General features: G+C 71.9%; 26 protein-coding genes. 10 read left to right on the forward strand and 16 right to left on the reverse strand.

The window, feature by feature from the left end; all coding sequences use genetic code 11:
* From ACO1X9_RS15145 to ACO1X9_RS15160, 4 genes are all read left to right on the forward strand, one after another.
* Positions 1–553 (forward strand): alpha-hydroxy acid oxidase (locus ACO1X9_RS15145; protein WP_486351684.1); only part of this gene is annotated, 553 nt, incomplete at its 5' end.
* 130 nt (positions 554–683) lie between these two features.
* On the forward strand, positions 684–1,343 hold the full coding sequence (locus ACO1X9_RS15150) for an alpha/beta hydrolase (protein WP_486351685.1): 660 nt from the start codon (positions 684–686) through the stop codon (positions 1,341–1,343).
* Positions 1,344–1,399: 56 nt separating this feature from the next.
* The gene (locus ACO1X9_RS15155; protein WP_486351715.1) at positions 1,400–3,028 is read left to right on the forward strand and encodes an ABC1 kinase family protein; all 1,629 of its coding nucleotides are present in this window, start codon (positions 1,400–1,402) and stop codon (positions 3,026–3,028) included.
* Between the two features lie 94 nt (positions 3,029–3,122).
* On the forward strand, positions 3,123–3,863 hold the full coding sequence (locus tag ACO1X9_RS15160) for a CAP domain-containing protein (RefSeq protein ID WP_486351686.1): 741 nt from the start codon (positions 3,123–3,125) through the stop codon (positions 3,861–3,863).
* Here the strand turns inward: ACO1X9_RS15160 and ACO1X9_RS15165 are convergent.
* Genes ACO1X9_RS15165 through ACO1X9_RS15175 form a run of 3 tightly spaced genes read right to left on the reverse strand, consistent with a single transcriptional unit; the run spans position 3,853 to position 7,205 of the window.
* A complete protein-coding gene (locus ACO1X9_RS15165; RefSeq protein ID WP_486351687.1) occupies positions 3,853–5,220 on the reverse strand; it encodes an aminomethyl transferase family protein in 1,368 nt (455 codons plus the stop codon). The two genes, ACO1X9_RS15160 and ACO1X9_RS15165, sit on opposite strands and share 11 nt — an antisense overlap.
* A gap of 57 nt (positions 5,221–5,277) precedes the next feature.
* Positions 5,278–6,114 (reverse strand): fumarylacetoacetate hydrolase family protein, encoded by an 837-nt coding sequence (locus ACO1X9_RS15170; RefSeq protein ID WP_486351688.1) that lies wholly within the window; start codon positions 6,112–6,114, stop codon positions 5,278–5,280.
* Positions 6,111–7,205, reverse strand: coding sequence for an acyl-CoA dehydrogenase family protein (locus ACO1X9_RS15175; RefSeq protein WP_486351689.1), 1,095 nt, complete (start codon positions 7,203–7,205; stop codon positions 6,111–6,113). Before ACO1X9_RS15175 ends, ACO1X9_RS15170 begins: the two co-directional genes overlap by 4 nt.
* A 77-nt stretch (positions 7,206–7,282) precedes the next feature.
* Between ACO1X9_RS15175 and ACO1X9_RS15180 the strand changes: the two genes are divergently transcribed.
* Positions 7,283–8,002 carry a hypothetical protein gene (locus ACO1X9_RS15180; protein WP_486351690.1) on the forward strand — a complete coding sequence of 240 codons (720 nt, stop codon included), beginning with the start codon at positions 7,283–7,285 and terminating at the stop codon, positions 8,000–8,002.
* Positions 8,003–8,005: 3 nt separating this feature from the next.
* On the opposite strand, the gene ACO1X9_RS15185 is transcribed toward ACO1X9_RS15180, so the two are convergent.
* The 3 genes from ACO1X9_RS15185 to ddaH all read right to left on the reverse strand — a co-directional run bounded on the left by ACO1X9_RS15185 (position 8,006) and on the right by ddaH (position 10,653).
* The gene (locus ACO1X9_RS15185) at positions 8,006–8,488 is read right to left on the reverse strand and encodes an SRPBCC family protein (protein WP_486351691.1); all 483 of its coding nucleotides are present in this window, start codon (positions 8,486–8,488) and stop codon (positions 8,006–8,008) included.
* A gap of 84 nt (positions 8,489–8,572) precedes the next feature.
* Entirely contained in the window at positions 8,573–9,802 is a 1,230-nt protein-coding gene (rocD, locus tag ACO1X9_RS15190) for an ornithine--oxo-acid transaminase (RefSeq protein ID WP_486351692.1), read from the reverse strand.
* Positions 9,799–10,653, reverse strand: a complete 855-nt coding sequence (ddaH, locus tag ACO1X9_RS15195) for a dimethylargininase (RefSeq protein ID WP_486351716.1) — start codon at positions 10,651–10,653, stop codon at positions 9,799–9,801. The genes rocD and ddaH overlap by 4 nt, the downstream gene beginning before the upstream one ends.
* Positions 10,654–10,756: 103 nt before the next feature.
* On the opposite strand from ddaH, the gene ACO1X9_RS15200 reads away from it, so the two are divergent.
* Positions 10,757–11,197, forward strand: coding sequence for an Lrp/AsnC family transcriptional regulator (locus tag ACO1X9_RS15200; RefSeq protein ID WP_486351693.1), 441 nt, complete (start codon positions 10,757–10,759; stop codon positions 11,195–11,197).
* A 99-nt stretch (positions 11,198–11,296) separates the two neighbouring features.
* Here ACO1X9_RS15200 and ACO1X9_RS15205 read toward each other — a convergent pair whose 3' ends face one another.
* Entirely contained in the window at positions 11,297–14,731 is a 3,435-nt protein-coding gene (locus ACO1X9_RS15205) for a proline dehydrogenase family protein (RefSeq protein WP_486351694.1), read from the reverse strand.
* Positions 14,732–14,828: 97 nt separating this feature from the next.
* Between ACO1X9_RS15205 and ACO1X9_RS15210 the strand changes: the two genes are divergently transcribed.
* A complete protein-coding gene (locus ACO1X9_RS15210) occupies positions 14,829–15,323 on the forward strand; it encodes a MarR family winged helix-turn-helix transcriptional regulator (RefSeq protein ID WP_486351695.1) in 495 nt (164 codons plus the stop codon).
* Positions 15,320–16,897, forward strand: coding sequence for a phytoene desaturase family protein (locus ACO1X9_RS15215; protein ID WP_486351696.1), 1,578 nt, complete (start codon positions 15,320–15,322; stop codon positions 16,895–16,897). The genes ACO1X9_RS15210 and ACO1X9_RS15215 overlap by 4 nt, the downstream gene beginning before the upstream one ends.
* A gap of 92 nt (positions 16,898–16,989) precedes the next feature.
* Here ACO1X9_RS15215 and ACO1X9_RS15220 read toward each other — a convergent pair whose 3' ends face one another.
* From ACO1X9_RS15220 to ACO1X9_RS15240, 5 genes are all read right to left on the reverse strand, one after another.
* Positions 16,990–17,547 (reverse strand): acyl-CoA thioesterase, encoded by a 558-nt coding sequence (locus ACO1X9_RS15220; RefSeq protein WP_486351697.1) that lies wholly within the window; start codon positions 17,545–17,547, stop codon positions 16,990–16,992.
* A gap of 72 nt (positions 17,548–17,619) precedes the next feature.
* Entirely contained in the window at positions 17,620–18,522 is a 903-nt protein-coding gene (locus ACO1X9_RS15225; RefSeq protein ID WP_486351698.1) for a DNA-3-methyladenine glycosylase family protein, read from the reverse strand.
* Positions 18,523–18,565: 43 nt separating this feature from the next.
* Positions 18,566–18,868, reverse strand: coding sequence for a hypothetical protein (locus ACO1X9_RS15230; protein ID WP_486351699.1), 303 nt, complete (start codon positions 18,866–18,868; stop codon positions 18,566–18,568).
* Between the two features lie 93 nt (positions 18,869–18,961).
* Entirely contained in the window at positions 18,962–19,288 is a 327-nt protein-coding gene (locus ACO1X9_RS15235) for a hypothetical protein (RefSeq protein WP_486351700.1), read from the reverse strand.
* 156 nt (positions 19,289–19,444) lie between these two features.
* Positions 19,445–19,732 carry a hypothetical protein gene (locus tag ACO1X9_RS15240; RefSeq protein ID WP_486351701.1) on the reverse strand — a complete coding sequence of 96 codons (288 nt, stop codon included), beginning with the start codon at positions 19,730–19,732 and terminating at the stop codon, positions 19,445–19,447.
* A 130-nt stretch (positions 19,733–19,862) separates the two neighbouring features.
* Between ACO1X9_RS15240 and ACO1X9_RS15245 the strand changes: the two genes are divergently transcribed.
* Positions 19,863–20,885: a 6-phosphofructokinase gene (locus tag ACO1X9_RS15245; protein ID WP_486351702.1), complete on the forward strand. Its 1,023-nt coding sequence runs from the start codon at positions 19,863–19,865 to the stop codon at positions 20,883–20,885.
* Positions 20,886–20,919: 34 nt separating this feature from the next.
* Positions 20,920–21,327, forward strand: a complete 408-nt coding sequence (locus ACO1X9_RS15250; RefSeq protein ID WP_486351703.1) for a DUF1304 domain-containing protein — start codon at positions 20,920–20,922, stop codon at positions 21,325–21,327.
* A gap of 135 nt (positions 21,328–21,462) precedes the next feature.
* Here the strand turns inward: ACO1X9_RS15250 and ACO1X9_RS15255 are convergent, their stop codons facing one another.
* From ACO1X9_RS15255 to ACO1X9_RS15270, 4 genes are read right to left on the reverse strand one after another with little or no spacing between them, the layout of a single operon-like run.
* A complete protein-coding gene (locus ACO1X9_RS15255; protein ID WP_486351704.1) occupies positions 21,463–22,218 on the reverse strand; it encodes a uroporphyrinogen-III synthase in 756 nt (251 codons plus the stop codon).
* Between the two features lie 46 nt (positions 22,219–22,264).
* Positions 22,265–22,501, reverse strand: coding sequence for a DUF3618 domain-containing protein (locus ACO1X9_RS15260; RefSeq protein ID WP_486351705.1), 237 nt, complete (start codon positions 22,499–22,501; stop codon positions 22,265–22,267).
* Positions 22,498–22,926 (reverse strand): phage holin family protein, encoded by a 429-nt coding sequence (locus ACO1X9_RS15265; protein WP_486351706.1) that lies wholly within the window; start codon positions 22,924–22,926, stop codon positions 22,498–22,500. The genes ACO1X9_RS15260 and ACO1X9_RS15265 overlap by 4 nt, the downstream gene beginning before the upstream one ends.
* Positions 22,927–22,929: 3 nt before the next feature.
* Entirely contained in the window at positions 22,930–23,241 is a 312-nt protein-coding gene (locus ACO1X9_RS15270) for a YtxH domain-containing protein (RefSeq protein ID WP_486351707.1), read from the reverse strand.
* Between the last annotated feature and the right edge of the window lie 58 nt (positions 23,242–23,299).

Below are 23,299 nucleotides of genomic sequence, written 5' to 3' on the forward strand. Positions count from 1 at the left end.
CACCCCGAAACTCGAGTTCGCGTCGCTGTCGACGACCGGCGGCACGGTGGGTGAGCTGCTCAACGCCGCGATGGATCCGACGATCTCCTACGACGACCTCGAGGTCATCCGCGCGATGTGGCCCGGCAAGATCGTCATCAAGGGCGTGCAGAACCTCGAGGACTCGAAGCGACTCGCCTCGCTGGGGGTGGATGGCATCATCCTGTCGAACCACGGCGGGCGCCAGCTCGACCGGGCGCCCATCCCGTTCCACCTGCTGCCGGAGGTCGCCCGCGAGGTCGGGAGCGACGTCGAGATCGGCGTCGACACGGGCATCATGTCGGGCGCCGACATCGTCGCCTCGGTCGCCATCGGTGCGAAGTACACGATGATCGGCCGCGCTTACCTCTACGGGCTCATGGCGGGTGGCCGTCGCGGCGTCGACCGCACGCTCGAGATCCTGCGCAGCGAACTCGTGCGCACGATGACCCTTCTCGGCGTCGCGTCCCTCGAGGAGCTCGGCCCGCAGCACGTCACCCAGCTCGAGCGGCTGACGCCTCGCGCACGGTCCTAGCGCGAGACCTCCCGCGGCGGCGCTGTGGCGGTGGCCGCCGCGGGATCCTCGTCTCGAGGAGGCGCGGTTGCCCGATTCGGGCTGTGCGGGTTCGCGCGCACGCAGCCCATTCCGGGCAAATAGCCGGAGGATGGAGACCGTGACCCGCGACCACGTGATCGTGCTGCCCGGCGGCGGCTACTCCCGCATCTCCGACAACGAGTCGACGACGATCGTCGCGTGGCTCGAGTCGCTCGGGCTGTCGGCGTCGTACTTCGCCTACCCGGTCGAGACGCGCCATCCGGCGGTGCTGGATGCCGTGCGCGGCGAGATCCGCCGGGTGCGGTCCACGGGGGTCGACCGGGTCGCTCTCCTCGGGTTCTCGGCGGGCGGGCATGCCGCCGGGCACGCGACCCTCGCCCCCGACGCCACGGAGGAGGAGCGGGTCGACCTCGCCCTCCTCTGTTACCCGGTCGTCTCGATGATGCTCGAGACCCATCACGACTCCCGGAAGAACCTCCTCGGCCTCGACGCGACGCCCGCCGAGCGCGCCGCGACGAGCGTCGACCTGCTCGTGCACGAGGGTGCGCCGCCGTTCTTCGTCTGGCACACCGCCGAAGACGCCGCCGTTCCGGTGCAGCACAGCTACCTGCTCGGGATGGCGCTCGCCGCCGCGGGGGTGCGGCACGCGCTGCACGTGTTCCCGAGGGGGCGGCACGGACTCAACCTCGCGCGCCTCGACGGCGACGGCGACGCACGCCAGTGGACCGACCTCGCCGCCGCCTGGCTGCGCGAAGAGGGCTGGCTGTGATCGAGAAGGCGGGGCGTGCACGCTACCGCCGCATCCTGCGCTTCGCCCTGCGCTACATGGTGCAGAACTGGTGGTTCGAGCTCGTGCTGCCCGAGGTCGGGCTCGCCCGGCTCGGTGCGCGCGGGCGCTTGCGGCGCTGGCGGCGGATGGCGCGCAACTTCCACGTGCTCGCGGCCGACCTCGGCGGCCTCATGATCAAGGTCGGGCAGTTCCTCTCGACCCGCGTCGACGTGCTGCCGCCCGAGGTGACCCGCGAGCTCGAGGGGCTCCAGGACGAGGTGCGGCCCGAGCACTTCGCCGACCTCCGCGCGCTCGCCGAAGCGGAGCTCGGCATGCCGCTCGAGCAGGCGTACGAGTCCTTCGACGAGACGCCGCTCGCCGCCGCGTCGCTCGGGCAGGCGCACCGCGCGCGACTGCTGCCCGCGGATGCCGCCGAGACCGGGTTCGCCGACGTCGTCGTGAAGGTGCAGCGGCCCGACATCCACGCGATCGTCGACGTCGACCTCGCAGCCCTGCGCAAGGTCGCCGGGTGGCTGAGCCGCGTGAAGCTCGTGTCGCGACGGGTCGACCTGCCGGCCCTTGCGGAGGAGTTCGCCGCGACGAGCCTCGAGGAGATCGACTACCTGCACGAGGCGCAGAATGCGGAACGCTTCGCCGAGCAGTTCGCCGGCGACCCGCGCGTCGGTGTGCCCGGCATCGCCTGGGAGCGCACGTCACGCCGCGTGCTCACCCTCGAGGATGTCGGCGCGATCAAGGTGAGCGACCGCGCCGCTCTGCGCGAGGCGGGCATCGACCCCGCCGTCGTCGCGACCGAGTTCGCCGCCGTGATGTTCGACCAGCTCTTCGTGCACGGGTTCTTCCACGGCGACGCCCACCCGGGCAACATCTTCGTCACCCCGCGCGTCGGCGCCGAGTCCCCGGGGGGCTTCACGCTCACCTTCGTCGACTTCGGGATGATGGGCGAGATCCCCGACAGCCTCCGCGACGGTCTGCGGCAGTTCCTCATCGCGGTCGCGGCGCGCGACGGGCGTCGACTCGTCGCGACGATGCGAAGCCTCGGTGTGCTGCTGCCGTCGGCCGACACCCGCGAGCTCGAGCGCATCATGTCGACGCTCTTCTCCCGCTTCGGTGGCATCGCCTTCACCGAGCTGCAGAACCTCGACCCGAACGAGCTGCGTGGGTTCGCCGACGAGTTCGGCGAGACCATCCGGTCGCTGCCGTTCCAGCTGCCGGAGAACTTCCTGCTCGTCATCCGCACCGTCTCGCTCACGTCGGGCCTCGCGAGCACCCTCGACACCGACTTCAACATCTGGAACGCCGTCGAGCCCTACGCCGCGCGACTACTGCTCGACGAGCGCGGCGGGTTCCTCAAGTCGCTCGGACGCGAGGCGCTGTCGATCCTCAGCACGAGCGCCCGCCTGCCGATCCGGCTCGACGAGCTCGCCACCCGGGTCGAAGCCGGCGAAGTCGCCGTCGAGTCTCCACGGCTCGACGCGCGGCTCCGGCGCCTCGAGCGCACGGCGAGCCGCCTCGTGTCGGCGCTGCTGTTCGCCGGGTTGCTCATCGCCGGCGTGCTGCTGCGCCCGACCGACGAGGTCGGCGGTCTCGTGCTCATGGCGTCGTCGGGGCTCCCGCTGCTGCACGCCGTCTTCTCCGGGCTGCTCACGCGGAGGGCGTCGCGATGAGGATGCGGCGGCGGGTCTCGCCGTGACGCTCGCGTTCGGCACCCCCAGTTAGGCCGGAACCCGCACACGGCGCCGTCCGAAGCGACAATGGGGGGTGATCCGCACCCGACGACCCGCCATCCCCGCCATCCTCGGGGGTCTGCTCGTCGCGGCCGCCCTCCTCGTGCCCACCGCACCCGCCGCGGCCGCCGGAGCCGCGCCGTCCGACACGGTGTACACGCTGCTCAACGACGCCCGCTGGGCTGACGGGCAGCGCGGCCTTCTGCGCAACGCCGCGCTCGACCAGGTCGCCGCCGACTGGGCGGCGTCCCTCGCGGCGGCGGGCACGTTGTCGCACAACCCGGACTACGCGAGTCAGATCCCGGGGGGCTGGTCGACGGCGGGCGAGAACGTCGCGCAGGGTCATCCCGATGCGGGCTCCATGCACGCCGGCTGGATGGCCTCGCCCGGACACCGCGCCAACATCCTGGGGGCTTACACCGATGTCGGCGTCGCCTTCCTCTCGGCGGGCGGGACGACCTGGGGCGTGCAGGTCTTCGCCGCCTACCCGGGCCACGTCGGTCCCGCTGCTCCGGGAGCGGTCTCGGGATCGCAGGTCGCAGAGTCACCGCCACCGGGAGAGCCCGCGCAGGCCGAGGTCAGCACTCCCGAGCCGAGTCCGACGCCGACGGTCACGTCGTCGCCCGAGAGCTCCGAACGACCCGCCGCCGTCGCCGTCAGCCGCGATGACGCCGAAGGCGCGGCGCCGCGGTGGTGGATCGCGGTGCTCGCCGGTGTCGTCGCCCTCGCGGGCGCGGCGTTCTGGTGGCTCCGACGCCGTCGGGCTACTTCGTAGAGCGGTAGTTCTCGCGGGCCTCCGCCGAGAACGGCGCCGGGGCGACCGTCGCCCGGATCTCGACCTGCCGGTGCGGCTCGACCGCGGGCTTCGACGTGTTCGGGCTCTCGCCCCACAGCACCGTGACCTTCGTGCCCGGCGTCGCGTGCGCGAGGTCGATCGACGCGAGCGACGCGAACGTCTGCTCGTTGACGATGTAGCCGCAGTCGTGCGAGACACCCACCTGCACCCCGTCGAGGAGCACCTTGTCGACCTGGAAGAAGCCGTAGCGGGCCTTCGGCAGCGCGATGTACTTCGCGGGCAGCCCGTCCTCGAAGAGCGAGCGCATCGCGGCGGCGACGTCCTCTTCGTCCCAGACGAGCGTCACCTTCGCCCGGGTCGCCGCTCCCGCCTCGAGCGCCGCGCGCCCGATGAACTCGTGGTCGAAGTTGACCGAGCGGTCGTAGCCGAGGTCCCACGGGGTGACGTAGTAGTCCTCGATGGAACCCGAGTCGACCGAGCCGGCGATCGACCCGGCCCGCGCGGCGGGGAGCCACGCGCGGTACTCGTCCATCCCACGACCGGAGAAGATCGCGGGCGTCGGCGACGGCACCCAGGCCGACTCGAGGTTGGCCGACGAGTAGGCCATCGACCCGACGGGCGTGATGCCGAGGTCCTCACCCGCCGAGAGGATGGCCGAGCGGATGTCGTCACCCTCCGCCCACGGACCGAACAGCTCGAACCCGGGCTGACCCGCCATCCCGTGGCGCAGCGCACGCACCTCGTGTCCGGCGATCGTGAACCGCGTCATCCCGAAGAACTTCGTCGCCGGCACCTCGCCGCCGATGAGCCGCTCGACGATCTTCAGGGCGTTCGGCCCCTGCAGCTCGTAGCGGTAGAGCTTCGGCGGACCCTGCCGCACGATCGAGTTGCCGTCGAGCTCGAGCTCGACGTCGTAGCCTCCGACCTCCGCCTGGTAGCGCACCCAGTCGATCGCGAACGGGTGGCCGACGAGGTCGTACGAGTTCTCGGCGAGGTGGAACAGGATGGCGTCGCCGATCAGGTAGCCCTCGTGGTTGACGGCGATGAACTGCTTCGCGCTGTCGACCGGGAACTTCGCGAACGAGTTCACCGCGAGGTCCTGGAGGAGCTTCCCCGAGTCGGGGCCGGTGATGAACAGGTCGGTCATGTGGTGCGACTGGTCAAGCAGGGCGCACCCCGTGCGCCACGACTGCTGCTCGCTGCGCCAGTTGCTGAACTCGGGCGCCACCGGGAAGACGGTGGGGCGGGATTGCGCGTTGCGGAGGTAGTCGACGGGGTTGCCGCCGACGGCGGCGATGGCGTCGGCGAGGCTCTGCGGGGAGGCGTGGGTGCTCATGCGGTCACCCTACGAAAGCGCGGCCGGCATCCCGACCGACTTTCCATGAGGTGGAAGTCAGGCGCTGACGACGACGGTGTTGCGGAGCTCGCCGATGCCCTCGATCGCCGTCACGACCGTGGCCCCGTCGCCGAGGTACCGCGGAGGCTTCCGGGCGTGGCCGACACCGCCGGGCGTGCCGGTCGCGACGATGTCGCCGGGCTCGAGCGCGAACACCTGCGAGATGTACGCGACGCACGCGGCGGGGCCGAAGACGAGGTCGTCGATCCGGCCGTCTTGCATGAGCTCGCCGTCGACCTCCGTCCAGATGCGCGCGCTCGCGGGCACCTCGTCGACGGTCACGAGCGACGGCCCCACGGGCGTCGACTTCTCGAAGCTCTTGCCGAGCAGCCACTGCAGGGTGCGGTTCTGCCAGTCGCGCATGCTCGTGTCGTTGAGCACGGTGTAGCCGGCGATCGCGGCGGCGGCCTCCTCCTCGGTCGCGCGGTACACCCGCGATCCGATCACGACCGCGAGCTCGGCCTCCCAGTCGACCGCGTCCGCCGCGTGGGGCGGCACGACGATCGGGTCGCCCGCGCCGATGAGGGCCTCGGGGTACTTGTTGAAGACCGTCGGGAAGTCGGGCTCCTCGCGCCCCATCTCGGCGATGTGCGCGCGGTAGTTCACGCCCACGCAGAGGATCTTGCGCGGCGCGAGCACGACGGGCGCCCACGCGTCGTCGCGGATGTCGGCGCGCGGCAGAGTGCGACCCGCGGCCCGCGCCGCGATCGCGCTCCAGTCGGGATCGGCGAGCAGCGCCCCGACGTCGGCGAAGCCCGGGATCTCGACGGCTCCGTCGGGGTCGAGACGGACGGCGACGGTGTCGCCGTCGCGGCGCAGGGTGGCGAGCTTCACGGCAGGGGCCCCAGAAGGTTGGTCGCGACGGTGGCGTGCACCGACTCGGTGTCGGACGGGTGGTAGATGCCGGCGAGCACGTCGCGCTGCAGGCGGGCGAGCTCGCTCGAGCTGCGATAGCCGCCGCCCCCGGCGACGCGCATCGCGTGGTCGACGACACGGCGCGCCGACTCGGTCGCGCGGTGCTTCGCGCCGGTGAGCAGCCGGAACCAGTCGGTGCCGTGATCGACGAGCTGGTCGACATCCCGTGCCAGCCCTTCGAGGTCGGGGCGGAGCGCGTCGAGGTCGAGCGCGGCCGACGCGAGACGCCAGCGGATGTCGGGGTCGGCCGCGTAGGTCAGGCCCGTCTTGAGAGAGGTGCGGCGGTGGGCCGCCTCCACGCCGAGCTCGAGTGCGCGGTCGGCGATGCCGGCGTAGACCGAGCCGATGAGGAGCAGGAAGTTGGCGAAGATGCCGAAGACGAACGGGTCGGCGTTCGGTCCGACGGGGAGGATCCGCGAGATGCGCTCCTCGGGCACGACCGCGTGGTCGAGCTTCGTCGAGTGGCTCTGGGTCGCGCGCATCCCGAGGGTGTCCCAGTCGTCGAGCGTCGTCACGCCCGCGTCGTCGCGGGTGAGGAAGCCGTGGATGAGCTGCTCCCCCTGTCGCCCGAAGACCCCGAGGCGCGTCCACGCCGGCGCGAGGGACGTGAAGATCTTCGTCCCCGTGAACGCGTAACCTCCGTCGACGGTCTCGACTCGGGTGAGGGAGTCCCACAGCACGAGATCGTTGCCCGGCTCGCTGTTGCCGAACGCGAAGAGCTCACCCGCCTCGGCGTCCCGCAGCACCCAGTCGAGGCTCGTGTCGCCCCGGTCGTGCAGCACGCGCGCGACCCCGACCCAGACGAGGTGCATGTTGATGCCGAGGGCGGTCGCCGGCGCGTGCGCCGCGAGCAGCCGCTGGTCGCGCGCGGTGTCGAGCAGGCTGCGCGGCGCGAGGTACCCCGCGGCACGGAGCTCGTCGAGATCCTCGGTGAAGAACGTGTTGTCGCGGTCGTAGCCCGGCGCGCGCTCACGGAGGCGAGCGAGGAGGTCGGGCGTCAGCGACGGCACCCTCCCAGCGTAGGCGTCAACCTCCCGCGGGGTGCTTCGCGTCGACAAGGTGACACCACTCGGCCCCGGAGGCTCCCATGCGCGGCACCACGGCATCCCTTCCCCTCGTCGCCCTCCTCGCGGTCGCGCTCGCCGGCTGCGGGCCGACCCCGCCCCCGGGCGACTCGCCGCTGCCGCCCCGGCCGACGTGGACCTCCGCCCCGAGCGGCTCCCCCGACGCGACGGCGACACCGGCTCCCACTCCGACGCTCGCGCCCGGCGACCTCGATCCGCTCGCGGACGTCACCCGCATCCTGCTGCAGACCGAGACCGCCTACTTCTGCGACGACGTCGCGTGCGGCATCGACGGGTTCCGCTACGACGAGTCGCCCGCCCTCGCGATCGCGAAGCTCAATGCGGTGTTCGGCATCACCCCCGTCGTCCACCGCTACGAGAGTGGTGCGCGCGTCGACGAGGATCACGCGTGGGGCGGGTTCCTGCTCTACTTCTCGACCGAGGGCTGCACGCTACTCGGGATGGCCGTGCAGGTCACGGCCGCGAGCGTCGAGGGCATCGTGATCGAGACCGAGCACGGCGTGCGCGTCGGCACCCCGTGGGCGGAGGCGGCGGCGCGCGCCGACAGCGTGCACGAGTCGGTCGGCGAGACCGACGACCCGATCTGGGAGGCACGCTTCGACGAGATCTCGACGGGCACGAACGAGACGACGTCGATCGTCGCGTTCCGTGGCGACCGCGGCACGGGCCCCGTCGGCACGCTCACCGGCCCGATCGAGATCGGCGAGCTGCCCGGCGGCTGACGCTCAGCCCTCGAGTCGAGACTGGGCGGCGGCCACCACGACGGGGTCGACACAGCCGCGTGCGAACCCGGCGATGCGGCGATCCATGTCGTGCCGGATGAGACGCACCCCGATCCACTCGGCGAGCGGCGCGAGCCAGGCCGGGCGGCAGGAGAAGTTGTACTTCCAGGTCGCGAGCGTGCCGTCGGGGTGCGGCGCGAACCGCCAGCCGCCGCCGAGCTTGTCGAAGAACCAGGGCAGCTCGGTGACCTTCATCCCGACGCTCGTGGGCGGGCGGTAGGAGACGTACTCGCTCACCACGCGCAGGCCACGCCGCGAGATCGTGAGCGTGCGCACTCCGACCTCGGGTCGCTCGGCGCCGTCGAGGAGGCGTTGCTCGCGCAGGAAGACGTCCCACCGCATCCTCACCTCGCCGGTGAGCTGCGACACCGCGAACGCGACGTCCGGGGCCACCGGCACGACGACACTGCTCTCGACGACCGGCATGCCCGCCACCTTAGGCGCGCGACGTGCCACTTTCGACGACGTGGGGGGCTCGACGTGCGCAGATATGGGCACGTCGCGAGCGGGTCACGCCCCGCGGAGCTCCGCGAGCACGGCGGCGAGGGCATCGACGGCGAGGTCGAGCTCGTCGCGCTCGACGACGAGAGGCGGGGCGAAGCGGATGGTCGAGCCGTGCGTGTCCTTCACGAGCACGCCGCGGGCCATGAGCCGCTCGCATACCTCGCGTCCGCTGCCGAGCTTCGGGTCGATGTCGACGCCCGCCCAGAGTCCCGCCCCGCGCACGGCCGCGACTCCCTTGCCGACGAGCGACTTGAGTCGCGACTGCAGGTGGGCGCCGAGCTCGCGCGCCCGCGCCTGGTACTCCCCCGTCTCGAGCAGCTCGACGACGGCGAGCCCGACCGCGGCGGCGAGCGGGTTGCCGCCGAACGTCGAGCCGTGCTCGCCCGGTCGCAGCACTCCGAGCACGTCGCGGTTGCCGACGACGGCGCTCACCGGCACGATGCCACCGCCGAGCGCCTTGCCGAGCAGGTAGAGGTCGGGCACGACGCCCTCGTTGTCGCACTGGAAGGTCGCACCCGTGCGCCCGAGTCCCGACTGGATCTCGTCGGCGATGAACAGGATGTTCCGCTCCGCCGTCATCCGACGCACCGCGGCGAGGTAGCCGGGTCGCGGCACGACGATGCCCGCCTCGCCCTGGATCGGCTCGAGCAGCACCGCGACGGTGTCGTCGTCGAGAGCCGCCTCCATCGCCGCGGCGTCGCCGTAGGGCACCGACACGAAGCCCGGGGTGAAGGGGCCGAAGCCGTTCTTCGCGTCGGGATCCGACGAGAAGCCGACGATCGTCGTCGTGCGACCGTGGAAGTTGCCGTCGGCCACGACGATCTTCGCGCGGCCGTCGGGAACGCCCTTGACGCGATAGCCCCACGCCCGGGCGACCTTGATGCCCGACTCGACGGCCTCGGCGCCCGTGTTCATCGGGAGCACCATGTCCTTCTTCGCGAGCTTCGCGAGCCGCTCGAGGAACGGGCCGAGCCGATCGTTGTGGAAGGCGCGGCTCGTGAGGGTGACCCGGTCGAGCTGTTCGCGCGCGGCGCGGATGAGCGCCGGATGCCCGTGCCCGAAGTTGACCGCCGAGTACGCCGCGAGGCAGTCGAGGTAGCGCCTGCCCTCGGGGTCGGTGACCCACGCGCCGACGGCCGACGTCGCGACGACGGGCAGCGGGTGGTAGTTGTGCGCGCCGAACTCCTCGACGAGCCCGATCGCCTCGGCGGTCGAGTAGACGGTGGTCGTGCTCATCCGCGCTCCCGCCGCAGCTCGAGGGTGCAGCACTTCACGCCACCGCCGCCGAGCAGCAGCTCGGAGAGGTCGACGCCGATCGGCTCGTAGCCGCGCTCGCGCAGCGACCTCTCGAAGCCGACGGCGCGCGAGGCGATGACGACGTGCTTGCCGTCGCTGAAGCTGTTGAGCCCGAGCACCGCGGCATCCGCGTCGTCGACGATGACCGCCTCCGGGTAGAGCCCGTCGATGATCGCGCGCGACTCCGGCGAGAACGCCTTCGGCAGGTAGGCGATGTTCGTGTCGTCGAGCACCGCGATGGCCGTGTCGAGGTGGTAGAACGACGGGTCGACGAGCTCGAGGGTGACGACCTCGCGACCAAAGAGCTTCCGCAGCTCGTCGTGCGACTCCGCGTCGGAGCGGAACCCCGTGCCGGCGAGGATGCGATCGCCGACGAGCAGGAAGTCGCCCTCGCCCTCGTTGACGCTCACCGGCTCGGCGACCGAGAAGCCGTGCGACGCGAACCAGGCCATGTACGCGGGACCCTCGGGGCCCCGCTCCGAGTACTGGAATTTGGCGCCGTAGGCGATGCCGTCGAGCGTGAAGCCGCCGTTGGCCGAGTAGACCATGTCGGGCAGGCCCGCGATGGGGTCGATGAGCTCCACGTGGAACCCGAGGTCGACGTAGATCCTGTAGAGCTCCTCCCACTGCCGCACGGCGAGCGACGTGTCGGTGGGGTCTTCGGGATGCATCCACGGGTTGATGCGGTAGCTCACGGTGAAGTGCTCGGGTCGGCACATCAGCACCGTCTTGGTGACGGCGACCCGCTCGGGAACGGAGGCGAGCGTCGACGTGGAGGTGGCATCCTGCATGTCTTCCAGAATCGCACGCACGCATCCGGAGTTTTCGGGCGTTGCACGCACCACTCGCGCGAATCCAGCGGTGTCGGCGCAACGATTCGGCGTACTCTGGGGCATGGACAACCTGGACTACGGGATCATCGACCTGCTCCGCCAGAACGCCCGGGCGGGCTACGGCGACATCGGCGACAGAATCGGCCTCTCCGCCTCCGCCGTGAAGCGCCGCGTCGACCGGCTCGTCGCCGATCGGGTCATCCGCTCCTTCACGATCCAGGTCGACCCGCAGGTCGAGGGCCTCGCCACCGAGGCGTACGTCGAGCTCTTCTGCCGCGGCACCGTCGCCCCCGAGGAGCTGCGGCGCATCCTCTCCGCGGTTCCCGAGGTGCAGGATGCCGCCACCATCACCGGCGATGCCGACGCGATCGTGCACGTGCGGTCACGCGACATCCCCTCGCTCGAGGACGCCCTGGAGCGCATCCGCGTCGCCCCGACCGTCGACCACACGCGCAGCGCGATCGTGCTCACCCGCCTCGTGCACCGCTCCGTCTTCGAGTGAAGCTCTCGGTGGTCGAGTAGCCGCGGAGCGGCGTGTCGAGACCGGGTGCGGAGGTCTCGACACGCGCCTGCGGCGCTACTCGACCACCGAGGTTTCCGGTCAGATGATGAGGGCGGCGATGTCGCGGTCGGGGATGCCGTAGCGGTGCGCCGTGACGGTCACCGACTGCTCGCGCAGGAACGGCAGCAGCTCGAGGCGACCCGCCCCGGTGACGGCGCCGGACCACACGGCGACATCCGGCGATCCCCCGGTGGCGTGCGCGAGCGAGACCGGGTCGCCGCCGATGAGCCGGATGCGCGCCGGCATCCCCCGGGCGACGCGCGCGCGGAACGCCTCGTCGTCTTCGACCTGGACCCCCAGGATGCCGAGCAGCGACCGGCCGAGCGGAGTGCCGTCGTCGATGTACGGCAGCAGTCCCGACGGCAGAGGAACCGACGACGACACGAGCATCCGGGCTCGCACCCGCACGCCGGCGATGAGCACGCGTGCGAGATCGGCGGGACCGGCGCCGTCGCTGAGTCGCACGACGACCTCGGCGGGCCGGTAGCGGAAGACGTTGCGCTCGAGGCCGAGCGCCGACGGGTCGTGGCCGCGCGAGAACTCGGTCGTCCACGCCTCCTCGTCGGAGAACGCCGCCCGCCGCACCCGGTCGAACGCGGAGAAGTCCAGCTGCGGCTGGAAGGCCTCGACGGCGACTCTCACGCGGTCGTCGAGCCCGTCGAGGTGCAGCTCCTCGGTCGGCGCCGACTCCTCCGGGTGCCAGTCGCCGAGCACGAAGAGCTCGTTCGGTCCGCCGACGTGCGTACCCGTGCCGACGACGGAGCGCTTCCAGCCCCCGAACGGCCGGCGCCGGGCGACGCCGGGCTCGAGCGCGCGGTTGACGACGAGGCCGCCCGCGTCGACCTGCTCGAGCCAGGTGGCGATCTCGGCGGCGTCGAGCGACTGCAGCCCGGCGAGAAGGCCGTAGGGGCTCGCGTTCTGCAGCGCGATCGCCTCGTCGAGGGTGCCGACCGAGACGAGCGACAGCACCGGCGCGAGGAAGGGGGTGCGCAGCGCGTCGCCGTCGGGCGCGACGCCGTCGCGCACGCCGGGCGACCAGAGGGTGTGCGAAGCGTCGAGCGCACGCGGCTTCACGAGCCAGCTCTCACCCTCGGCGAGCTGCGTGAGTCCGCGCGCGGCACGACCGGTGGCGGGCTCGGCGAGCGGCCCGACCTGCGTCGCCGGATGGAACGGGGCGCCCGTCGCGAGACCGCCCACAGCATCCACAAGCCGGCGACGGAAGCGATCGGTCGCGCCGACCGACCCGACGACGATCGCGACCGACGTCGCGGCGCACGACTGCCCGGCGCTGCCGAACGCGCTCGCGACGAGGTCGGCGACGGCGCGGTCGAGGTCGGCGCTCGGGGTGACGATGACGGAGTTCACGGCCGTCGTCGCCGCGAGGAGCGGCAGGTCGGAGCGCCACGAGCGGTAGAGCGCGGCGGTCTCGATCGACCCGGTGAGCAGCACCCGCCCGACCTCCGGCGCGGTGACGAGGGCCCGCGCGGCGTCGCCCGCGACGTCCACGAGACCGAGCACGTCGCGGGGCACGCCCGCTTCCCACAGGGCCTCGACGAGCACCGCCGCGCTGCGTCCGGCGCCCGGGGGCGGCGCGAGCAGCACGGCGCTGCCTGCGGCCAGCGCCCGGAACACGTCGCCCGCGGCGACCGACACGGTGAGCACGCGCGACGGCGTCACGACGGCGAGCGCGCGGGGCAGGAAGACGGCACCGTGGATGCCGGCGAGCTCCCGCGCGCGAGCGGCGGCGTAGTGGGCGGCGTCGACCGCGCGGCTCGCCTCGGCATCCGCCTCGGCCAGCGTGGCGCCGGTCTCCGCGACGAGCACCTCGGCGAGGCGGCCGCGGAACGCCGCGAGCACCTCGCCCGCGCGGTCGAGGAGTTCGGCACGGTGGCTTCCGGGCAACTCGCCCCAGCCCGCACCCGCCGCAGCCGCGGCGCGCACGCGGTCGAGTACGGCGTCCGGCGCGGTCAGCCGGGCGGCCGCGAGGGTCTCGACACCGAGCGTCGAGCGCGCGGCGCGGGCGAGCACCTCGCGCCCCCACGCCCGGTTGCCCGGAAGGGCGGGGTCGGTCGTCGGCGCGTTGGCGAACGGATCGGGTGTGCGCGGCACCTCCGCGTGCGAGCGGTCTTGCGCGCGGTGGGTGCTCGGGATGTCGTCGGCCAGGAGTGCGAGCGAGGCGGCGAACCGCACGGCGTCGGCGTCGAGGGCATCGGCGTCGTCGAGGTCGACGACGGTGAGGCTCTCCTCGAGGCGACGCACGAGATAGGGAACGGCGTCGGCGAACGCGTCGGTCGCGACCACGGGAACCGACAGCGAGGGGCGGCCGAGGTCGGCGCGTGCCACGTGGACGAGGGTGGGCGCCATCCCGAGCGTCGGCTCGAGGTCGACGCGGTCGCTCACGCCGCGGCTCTCGGCGAGCAGGTGGGCGAAGGCGAGGAGGAAGGCGTCGTGGGTGGCGAGGCCGATCCTCACGACATCGGTCGACTCTCGGCGAAGGGCGCGGGAGAGCAGCCGCAGGAAGTGCGCGTCGGTCTCGGCGCGCGACGCCCAGGTCGCGAGGGGGCGGCCGTTGAGTGCTGCGTCGACCTGCTCGGATCCGGTGTGGTCGCCGGGTGCGAGCCGGATGCGGATGCCGGTCCCGCCCGCCGCGACCCGGTCGCGCGCCCACGCGGTGAGGTGATCGAGCGCGGGGAGGGTGTCCGGGAGCGACGCGGGCAGCGTGATGCCCGCGTCGACGGTGCGGAGCTCGGGGTCGGCGAGCAGCCGGGTGAAGACCGCGAGTGCGAGGTCGAGGCCGCCGAACTCGCCGACGTCGAGGGTGATCGCCTTCCCACGGCCGCGCGCGGCCTTCGCGAACAGCGGGCCGACGCGGTCGACGAGCTCGTCGACCGCGAGGTCGAATCCCCAGAGCGAGAGCGGCGCCGCGACCGCCGTCAGTCGGACGGTCACTCGGTCGACGTCGGAGCGATCGAGCAGTCGGGCGAGCGACGTGAGGTGCTCGTCGGCCTGCCGCACCCCCCGGGCGCGATCGAGGAGGATCCTGGCGTCGACCCGCACTCCGAGCGCGCGCACGGCGGCGAGCGACTTGTCGAGGTTCTTCGGCGAGAAGTCGAGCACGAGGTGCCGCACGAGGCGTCGGAATACGGCGCGCGTGACGGGCGTGATCGGCTTCGGCAGCAGCATCCCGAAGCCGCCGCCCGCGACGACGGCGACGCGCAGGAGCCGCGGCAGGAACTGCGGGAGGCGGCGTGAGAGCCGCTCGAGGTTGCGGGCGGCGACGAGCGGATCGTCGGGTCGGATCACCCGATCGACGACGCCGACCGCGAAGTCGAACCCACGGGGCTCGCGCAACAGCTCGTCGAGGCGAGCGGCATCGCGGTCGAGGGGGGCGTCGGCGCTGGAGTCGGCCCAGCGGCGGACGAGCTGTTCGACCTCCTCGCGCGACGGAAGGTCGCCGACGGGAGAATCCGGCATGACTTCGAGGATAGAACGTCACGGCTCGCCCCCAGGCGGTCCTCGGCGGACGCCCAGGTTCCACACAGGTCACCTGTCGTGACTACCATCGGGTGACATGTCGACCGTCTCCGAGGTGTCGCCCGCGGACTGGGAGCTGTGGCGCTCCTTCCGCTCGATGGGCGAGCAACTCGGGCGCGAGCTCGACCGTCAGTTGCAGCGCGACGCGGGGCTCTCGCAGGCCGACTACGGCATCCTCGTCTCGCTCTTCGAGGCTCCCTCGCAGCAGTTGCGCACGGGGGAGCTCGGCGAGCTGCTGGCGTGGGAGAAGAGCCGCGTCTCGCACCAGGTCGCCCGCATGGAGAGCCGCGGGCTCGTGAAGCGCGTCGAGTGCGAGTCCGACGGCCGCGGCACCTGGGTGACGCTCGAGAACGACGGCAAACGCGCGCTGCTCGGCGCGATGCGCGAGCACGCGGTCGCCATTCGCGACCTCTTCCTCGAACAGCTCGAGCCCGACGAGAAGGATGTGCTGCTGAAGGCCACCCGCCGGGTGCTCGACAAGCTCAACCCCGAGGCGTGCGAGCTCGACGCGAAGGCCGAGCGCCGGGCGTGATCACCGGCGGCACCCGTCGGGTCGACGTCGCGATCGTCGGCGGCGGGCACAACGCCCTCACCGCAGCCGCCTACCTGGCCCGCGCCGGCAAGACGGTCGTCGTGCTCGAGCGGCTCCCCGGATTCGGCGGCGCGGCCGTGTCGGCGGAGGCGTTCCCGGGGGTGTCGGCGCGGCTCTCGCGGTACTCGTACCTCGTGAGCCTCCTGCCGCAGCGCATCATCCGCGACCTCGGCCTCGACCTCCGCCTCGCCCGCCGGCGCTACTCGTCGTACACGCCGCTGCCGGGCACCGACCGCGGGCTGCTCGTCGACACCGGGGATGCCGCGCGCCCCGCCGCCTCGTTCGGCGCCCTGGGTGCCGCCGCCGACGCGACCGCGTGGGACGACTTCTACGAGGGCACGTCGCGGCTCGCGCGGGCGCTCTTCCCGACGGTGACCGAGCCGCTCATGACCCGGTCCGAGGCGAAGCGGCTCGTCGGCGACGACGCGCTGTGGGATGCCCTCATCGAGCAGCCGGTCGGTGCGACGATCGAGCAGCGCTTCGCCGACGACCTCGTGCGCGGAGTCGTCGCGACCGACGCCCTCATCGGCACCTTCGCGCCCAACGTCGACGCCTCCCTCAACGCGAACCGCTGTTTCCTGTACCACGTGATCGGCGGCGGCACGGGCGACTGGGACGTGCCCGTCGGCGGCATGGGCGCCGTGAGCGGTGCTCTCTGGCACGCGGCGGTCGAAGCGGGCGCGGAGCTCGTCTCGGATGCCGACGTCACCTCCGTCACACCCGACGGCGAGGTCGTCTACCGCCGCGGCGACGACGAGCACCGGATCGCCGCCGGCACCGTGCTCAACGCGATCGCCCCGTACGAGTTCGCGAAGCTGCTCGGCGCGTCGGGGGTGGCACGGCCCGAGGGCGCGCAGGTGAAGGTGAACCTCCTGCTGCGACGGCTCCCCCGGCTGCGCGACGCCTCCGTCGACCCCGCGGCCGCGTTCGGCGGCACCTTCCACTCCAACGAGGGGTGGCAGCGCCTCGGCGCCGCGTACGACGAGGCGGCCGCGGGACGCGTGCCCGACCCGATCCCGTGCGAAATCTACTGCCACTCGCTCACCGACCCCGGCATCCTGTCACCCGAGCTGCAGGCTGCCGGCGCGCAGACCCTCACGGTGTTCGCGCTGCACACGCCCGACCGGCTCGTGTCCGAGGAGAACAACGACGCCCGCCGCGCGGAGTTCGAGGCCGCGGTGCTGCGCTCCCTCGACGCGGTGCTCGGGGAACCGCTCGCCGACCTCGTGCTCACCGACGGCGACGGCCGCCCGTGCATCGAGACGAAGACGACCCTCGACCTCGAGCACGCGCTGCGGATGCCGGGCGGCAACATCTTCCACGGGCCGCTCGACTGGCCGTTCGCCGAGGATTCCGCGGAGCTCGCCACCCCGGCGCAGCGGTGGGGCGTCGCGACGGAGCACGACCGCATCCTGCGCTGCGCGTCGGGCGCCCAGCGCGGCGGTGCCGTGAGCGGTCTCGGCGGTCACAACGCCGCGATGGCCGTGCTGGAGAGCCAGCACCTCGGTGGTTGAGTAGCGGCCGCAGGTCGCGTGTCGAAACCGCCGTCGCCGCGACTCGGGCGGGGTCTCGACACGCCCGCTGCGCGGGCTACTCGACCACCGAGTTACTCCCAGGTCGACGGGGCGGGCTCCCGCGTCGACGGAAGGCGCACGTTCTCCGACCACTCGGTGAGCCACGCGGGTGCCGGATGCTCGGACACGTCGACGCCGACGATGCGGCCGACCTCGTCGATCGGCACGACTCCGCCGGCATCCCGCAGGAAACGCCCCTGCACGTAGGCGCGGGCGTAGACCTCACCGCGCGCGACGACGCGCTGCTCGATGTAGACGGCGCGGGCGTCGTAGCCGGCGATGCGCGTCTCGATCTGGAACCGCTGCCCGAACTCGAGCGACTTGCGGTAGCTGATCGTCTGCGACGTCACCACCGGGTAGACCTTCGCCGCCCGGAACCGCTGCCAGCCCCGCGACCGCAGCATGAGGTCGAGCCGCGCGTGGTCGAGCAGCGAGAGGTAGACCCCGTTGTTCATGTGGCGCAGCTCGTCGATATCGCTCCACCACACCCGGTCGTGCACGATCGACACGTCGCCGAAGTCGAGCGGGGGGCGACGGTTCGCAGCGAACCGGATGCGGAACATGCGCGAGAAGCGGCGGAACCAGTCCATGGCGGGTAGCTAAGCGGCGCCCGCGGATGCCGGGAAACCACCTGTCGCCCCCGCACAGCACAACGCCCCGGATCAGCGGCGTCGGTTGTCGACGATCGTCATACGCGGTCCGTGCCGCTCGTAGCCGATCCCCGCCGCCTCGATGAGCCGCACCACGCGCTGCCGGTGGCCGCGCCACGGCTCGAGCAGCTCGAGCATCCCGTCGTCGGCGGCACGCTGCCCGATGAGCGCCCAGCCGACGCGCTTCGACACGTGGAAGTCGCCGACGCTCACCGAGTCGGGGTCGCCGTGCGAGCGCTGCACCGTCTCGGCCGCCGTCCAGACGCCGATGCCCGGGACGGTGCGCAGCCGCCGGGATGCCTCCGCGGCATCCAGCGACGACGTGCGTTCGAGGGCGTCGCCGACCGCGACCGCGCGCATGACGGTGTCGGAGCGCTGCGGGCCGACGCCCGCTCGGTGCCACTCCCACGAGGGCACGCGCCTCCAGACGGCCGACGTCGGGGCGACGCGCATCCCCGCGGGGGCCGGACCGGGAGCGGGCTCGCCGTGCCGCAGCACGAGTTCACGCCAGGCACGCTTCTGCTCGATGCCCGTAACCTTCTGCCCGAGCACCGTCGGCACGAGGAACGGCATCACCCGCGAGGCGCGCGTGAGCCGCAGCCCCGGGAAGCGGCGGTGCAGCGCGGCGACGACCGGATGCCGCGACGGGTCGAAGCCCTCGTCGTCGTCGCGGGCCCCGAGCAGGTCGGGCACGCCGTCGATCGCGTGCTCGGCACCGTCTCCCCACGCGGTCGCCTCGATCGCACCCGCGGTCTCGCGCAACCGCAGCGTCGCCGCGCCCGCGGCGGTGCCGATCGCGAGCCACCAGCCGGCGTCGTCGCGGCGGAACGTCGGATCGGTGCGGCCCTGGCGCAACGGCGCGAGCACGTGCGCGAGCGACACCCGCTCGGGCGGCGCGTAGCGGGTGGTCAGCATCGGGGGGAGGGTATCGCGGGCGAGCGACGTGGGCGCCACCGGGTCATCCGCAGGAGAGGCTGCTGCCGTCGTCGAAACTGTACTCACCGGGCCCGAGCTGAGCGCACCGCTCGGCAAGTCCGCCGAAGCCGGTGATCAGGAACACCAGGAGCGCGACGGTGACCGCGGCCGCGAGCAGGGCGAGCACGAGTCCGACGATCGCCGGGCGACTGACACGTCCCGCACGCACCGACCGCACGATCGCGACGACGCTCACCGCGAGCCCGACCGGCCAGACGATCCAGAGCACGGTCGCCGCCCGTCCCAGGACGTGCCCGGGCGTGGCGAGGCTGTGGGAGGTGCTCACGCGAGCACTCTACGCGCGCCGCGGCGCGCCCCTCGAACGACGGATGCCGGACCGCTGCGTGAGCGATCCGGCATCCGGGGATTACGGGGTGGCTCAGCCGCAGGTGAGGGTGGCGCCGTTCTCGAGCGTGTAGACGCCCGGCTCCAGCCCGGCGCACGCCGAGAGCAGCGCGACCGCGCCGGCGATCGAGAGGCCCACGATGATCGCCGTGATGATGAGGCCGATGATGCTGATGATGATGCCGGCGGTCGCCGGACCGTTCGGCACGCCGGCGCGCTTCGACTGCTTGCGGGCGATGATGCTCACGATGAGGCCGGCGAGCGAGAAGAGGAACGCCAGCACGAGGCCGACGATGCCGAGGGTCTTGCCGTCGGACACGGGGGCCGCGCCGGGGGCGGGGGCAGGAGCGGGAGTGGTCATGCGGAGGTTCTCCTCGAGTCGGGCCCTGAAGTGGGCCGGTCGCCGCTGACTCTAGCGATCCGCGGCGTCGCGCAGAAGGAGCGACGCGACGAGAGAAGACGGAAGGGCCGGAGCCGGCGACGTCGCCCGCTCCGGCCCTTCACCGGTGGTCGGGGCTCAGTAGGTGTAGTTCAACCCGCCGGCCGCGAACATCGTCGCGAAGAAGGCGAAGTAGAGGATGAGGAAGATCGTGCCCAGGATCAGGAAGATGATGCTGAGGATGAGTCCGACCTTCGCCGGCGTGTTCTCGACACCGGCCGCCTTCGACTGGTTGCGGGCGATGATGCTCACGATGAGGCCGATGAGCGGCGCGACGAAGGCGAGCACGAGCCCGACGATGCCGAGGGTCTTGCCGTCGGAGACGGGGGCCGGTCCGGGCGCGGGAGTGGGCGCAGGGGTGGTCATTGAGACGCTCCTTGACTTGATGGTGGCGCAACAGGCGTCGCACCGCCGCCGACTCTAGCGATAGGGGGCATCCGACCGCGACCACTTGCGCGCGGCGTGCCGCGTTCCGCAATCCCGGCAGAATGGGGGCATGAGCGTCGGCATCCTGACCAGCGGCGGCGACTGCCCCGGACTCAACGCGGTGATCCGCTCGGCGGTCTTCACCGGCAGCAAGCTCCACGACCAGGAGTTCGTCGGCTTCAGGTGGGGGTGGAAGGGCCTCGTCGAGAACGACACGATGCCCCTCGGCCGCCCCCAGGTGATGGGCATCTCGAAGCAGGGCGGCACGATCCTCGGATCGTCGCGTACCAACCCGTTCGAGCACGGCGGGCCGGACCGCGTGCGGGACGTCATGGAGCTCAACGGCGTCGACTCGCTCATCGCCATCGGCGGCGAAGGCACGCTCGCCGCGGCGCAGCGACTCGCGGATGCCGGCATCCGGATCGTCGGCGTGCCGAAGACGATCGACAACGACCTCTCGGCGACCGACTACACGTTCGGCTTCGACACCGCGGTGCAGATCGCGACCGACGCGATGGACCGCTTGCGCACGACGGGCGACTCGCACAGCCGTTGCATGGTCGCCGAGGTCATGGGTCGGCACGTCGGCTGGATCGCGCTGCACTCCGGGATGGCGGCGGGTGCGCACGCGATCCTCATCCCCGAGCAGAAGACGAGCATCGACCAGATCGTCGAGTGGGTCGAGAGCGCTCGCGACCGCGGCCGGGCGCCCCTCGTCGCGGTGGCCGAGGGCTTCAAGCTCGACTCGATGGACGACGCGCACTCCGAGCGCGGGCTCGACGCCTTCGGGCGTCCGCGACTCGGCGGCATCGGCGAGCTGCTCGCTCCGATCATCGAGGAGCGCACCGGCATCGAAACCCGTGCGACGACGCTCGGTCACATCCAGCGCGGCGGCACCCCCACGTCGTACGACCGCGTGCTCGCGACGCGGTTCGGGATGAAGGCGGTGTCGATGGTGGTCGAGGAGAGCTGGGGCAACATGGTCGCCCTGCGCGGCACCGACCTCGTCGAGGTGCCGTTCTCGGCGGCGCTCGGGCAGCTGAAGACGGTGCCGCAGGAGCGCTACGACGAAGCGCGCGTGCTGTTCGGTTAGGCCGCTTTCGAGGAACGGGTGCGAGACTGGCGCCATGACGACGGTGTTCTGGGTGCTCGGTGGTGTGTTCGCGGGGCTCGCGGCCCTCATCCACGTCTACATCTTCGCGCTCGAGAGTCTGCTCTGGAGCCGCCCGTCGACGCAGCGCACCTTCGGAGTGCGGGACGCGCGCGACGCCGAGGCACTGCGTCCGATGGCGTACAACCAGGGCTTCTACAACCTGTTCCTCGCCCTCGGCGCGGCGATCGGCCTCGTGCTCATCGCCACCGGGTCCCGCGCGGACGCCGGCGTCGCGGTCGCCCTCTTCGCCCTCGGCAGCATGCTGCTCGCCGCCCTCGTGCTCGTCACGTCGAACCGGCGGATGCTGCGCGCCGCTCTCGTGCAGGGGGTCGCGCCGGCGCTCGGCATCCTGTTCCTCGTGCTCGGGCTCCTGTCGCGTTAGTTGCACAATGTCGCGTATTCCGGCGACGTTCTGCAATTGCGCGGCGGGCCCGCTCCCGGAGCTCGACGCTCAGTTGCAGATTGCTGCCAGAGGACGAAGCAATGTGCAACTAACCCGACAAAACTCCCCGGGCACTCAGCCCGTGACGTAGTCGACGAGGGCGTCGAGGAGCGAGTCGGAGGTGCGCTCCTCCGCGATCGCGTGCACCGGGAGGCCCGCGGCGCGGGTGTCGAACGCGGTGCGCGGCCCGATGCAGACGATCACGGTCGACGCGGGAAGGGGCGTGAGCTGCAGGGCGACCTGACGGGCCACACTGCCGGAGGTGATGAGGAGGGCGCCGATCCTGCCGCTCGCGACGTCGGCCGCGACGTCGGGAGACACGGGCACTCCGACGGTGCGGTACGCCGTGACGTACTCGGCGTCGAACCCGAGCTTCGCGAGCCCCGCGACGAGGGTCGGTTCGGCGATGTCGGACTGCGGGACGAGCACGCGACCGCGGATCTCGCTCGCCGGCCACTCCTGCACGAGGCCGCGCGCCGAGTTGTCGGACGTCGGTACGAAGTCGACCCGGTAGCCCGCGAGCTGCAGAGCCGCAGCCGTCGTCTCCCCCACCGCGGCGACGCGCGTGCCGTCGGGGATGCGTGTGCCTTGGCTGACGAGCACGTCGACCGTCGTGGCGCTCGTGAGCACGATCCAGTCGAACTGCCCGTCCTGCAGTTCGTGGAACGCGTTCGCGAGCGCAGCCGGGTCTTCGGCGCTCGCGAAGTTGAGCATCGGCGCGATCACCGGGATGCCGCCGTGCTCGCGCAGGCGAGCCGCGACGCGGTCGCCCCAGCTGCCCCCGCGCGGCACGAGGACACGCCAGGACGAGAGCGGTCGGGTGGAGCTCACTCCTCCATCATCCCGCGTCCCGGCACGAGCCGCTCAGTCGAGGCGCTCAGTCGTCGTCGTCACCCGAGAAGATCGCCCAGGCGACGAGACCGACGGCGATGACCGCGACCGCGGCACCGCCGATGATCCACGGCACGGGGTTCTTCTCGTAGGCGGCGACCGCCTTCTGACCGAGCTCGTTCACGCGCTTCGGCACGTTGAGACGATCCTCGATCGAGTCGAGTGTGGCGGCCAGCTCGGCGCGGGCCTTCGCGGCCTGGTTCTTCGCATCGTTGATGCTCATTCTGTTCCTCGCTTTCCGATTCCTTTGATGGCTCTGAGATCCCGGCGCAGGCTGTCGAACGCCTCCGTCGGCACGGGCGGGACACCGCGCATGAGGATGCGGTAGCCGGCGAATCCGACGATCACCGCGATGAGGAAGAGCACGGCCGCGACGAGCAGTGCCGCGAGCCAGCCGGGCATGATCTGCGACAGCGCGAGGATCGCCGCGGTCAGCAGGACACCGAGCATGCCGAGCAGCACGACGAGCGCGGCGGCGATGAGGCCCGCGCCGATGCCGAGCGCTTTGAACTTCGCGACGAGCTCGGTCTTGACGAGTTCGATCTCTCGCTGCACCAGGTCGGTGACGAGCGTCGGGATGTCCGCGAGCAACGCGAACACCGAACGCTTACGAGGCGGAGCGGAGTTGTGCGGGTTGGCGCCCGACATGGCTCAGGAGCCGGACGACGTGCTGCGCGTCGACGACGTGCCGCTCGACGACGAACGCGTCGTCGGCTTCTTCGCGGGGGTCTTGGACGAGACCTTGCCGACGACCTTCTTGGCGTTGTCGGTGACGAAGTCGGCCACCTCGGGGGCCTTGTCCTTCACGAAGTCCTCGACCGCATCCACCTGCTTCTGCACTCGGGGGTCGTTCCACACCTTGAGCGCGGCGGTCTTGAGTTCGTCGTACTTCTCGCGTCCGGCGCGGGTTCCGAGGATGTATCCGAGGCCCAGGCCGGCCACGAAGAGGATCTTGCCCTTCATGTGCAACTCCATTCGTCCGGAAAGTCAGAATCCCACCCTAGCCCGCCGACCTTTCCTG

Source organism: Pseudolysinimonas sp. (assembly GCF_057350545.1).

Bases quoted from the DNA above. Each gene is read 5' to 3' on its own strand.
- ACO1X9_RS15150 (WP_486351685.1), top strand. From the start codon at position 684: ATGGAGACCGTGACCCGCGACCACGTGATCGTGCTGCCCGGCGGCGGC.
- ACO1X9_RS15155 (WP_486351715.1), top strand. From the start codon at position 1,400: ATGGTGCAGAACTGGTGGTTCGAGCTCGTGCTGCCCGAGGTCGGGCTC.
- ACO1X9_RS15165 (WP_486351687.1), bottom strand. From the start codon at position 5,220: ATGAGCACCCACGCCTCCCCGCAGAGCCTCGCCGACGCCATCGCCGCC.
- ACO1X9_RS15180 (WP_486351690.1), top strand. From the start codon at position 7,283: ATGCGCGGCACCACGGCATCCCTTCCCCTCGTCGCCCTCCTCGCGGTC.
- ACO1X9_RS15185 (WP_486351691.1), bottom strand. From the start codon at position 8,488: ATGCCGGTCGTCGAGAGCAGTGTCGTCGTGCCGGTGGCCCCGGACGTC.
- rocD (WP_486351692.1), bottom strand. From the start codon at position 9,802: ATGAGCACGACCACCGTCTACTCGACCGCCGAGGCGATCGGGCTCGTC.
- ddaH (WP_486351716.1), bottom strand. From the start codon at position 10,653: ATGCAGGATGCCACCTCCACGTCGACGCTCGCCTCCGTTCCCGAGCGG.
- ACO1X9_RS15200 (WP_486351693.1), top strand. From the start codon at position 10,757: ATGGACAACCTGGACTACGGGATCATCGACCTGCTCCGCCAGAACGCC.
- ACO1X9_RS15205 (WP_486351694.1), bottom strand. From the start codon at position 14,731: ATGCCGGATTCTCCCGTCGGCGACCTTCCGTCGCGCGAGGAGGTCGAA.
- ACO1X9_RS15210 (WP_486351695.1), top strand. From the start codon at position 14,829: ATGTCGACCGTCTCCGAGGTGTCGCCCGCGGACTGGGAGCTGTGGCGC.
- ACO1X9_RS15220 (WP_486351697.1), bottom strand. From the start codon at position 17,547: ATGGACTGGTTCCGCCGCTTCTCGCGCATGTTCCGCATCCGGTTCGCT.
- ACO1X9_RS15225 (WP_486351698.1), bottom strand. From the start codon at position 18,522: ATGCTGACCACCCGCTACGCGCCGCCCGAGCGGGTGTCGCTCGCGCAC.
- ACO1X9_RS15235 (WP_486351700.1), bottom strand. From the start codon at position 19,288: ATGACCACTCCCGCTCCTGCCCCCGCCCCCGGCGCGGCCCCCGTGTCC.
- ACO1X9_RS15240 (WP_486351701.1), bottom strand. From the start codon at position 19,732: ATGACCACCCCTGCGCCCACTCCCGCGCCCGGACCGGCCCCCGTCTCC.
- ACO1X9_RS15245 (WP_486351702.1), top strand. From the start codon at position 19,863: ATGAGCGTCGGCATCCTGACCAGCGGCGGCGACTGCCCCGGACTCAAC.
- ACO1X9_RS15250 (WP_486351703.1), top strand. From the start codon at position 20,920: ATGACGACGGTGTTCTGGGTGCTCGGTGGTGTGTTCGCGGGGCTCGCG.
- ACO1X9_RS15260 (WP_486351705.1), bottom strand. From the start codon at position 22,501: ATGAGCATCAACGATGCGAAGAACCAGGCCGCGAAGGCCCGCGCCGAG.
- ACO1X9_RS15265 (WP_486351706.1), bottom strand. From the start codon at position 22,926: ATGTCGGGCGCCAACCCGCACAACTCCGCTCCGCCTCGTAAGCGTTCG.
- ACO1X9_RS15270 (WP_486351707.1), bottom strand. From the start codon at position 23,241: ATGAAGGGCAAGATCCTCTTCGTGGCCGGCCTGGGCCTCGGATACATC.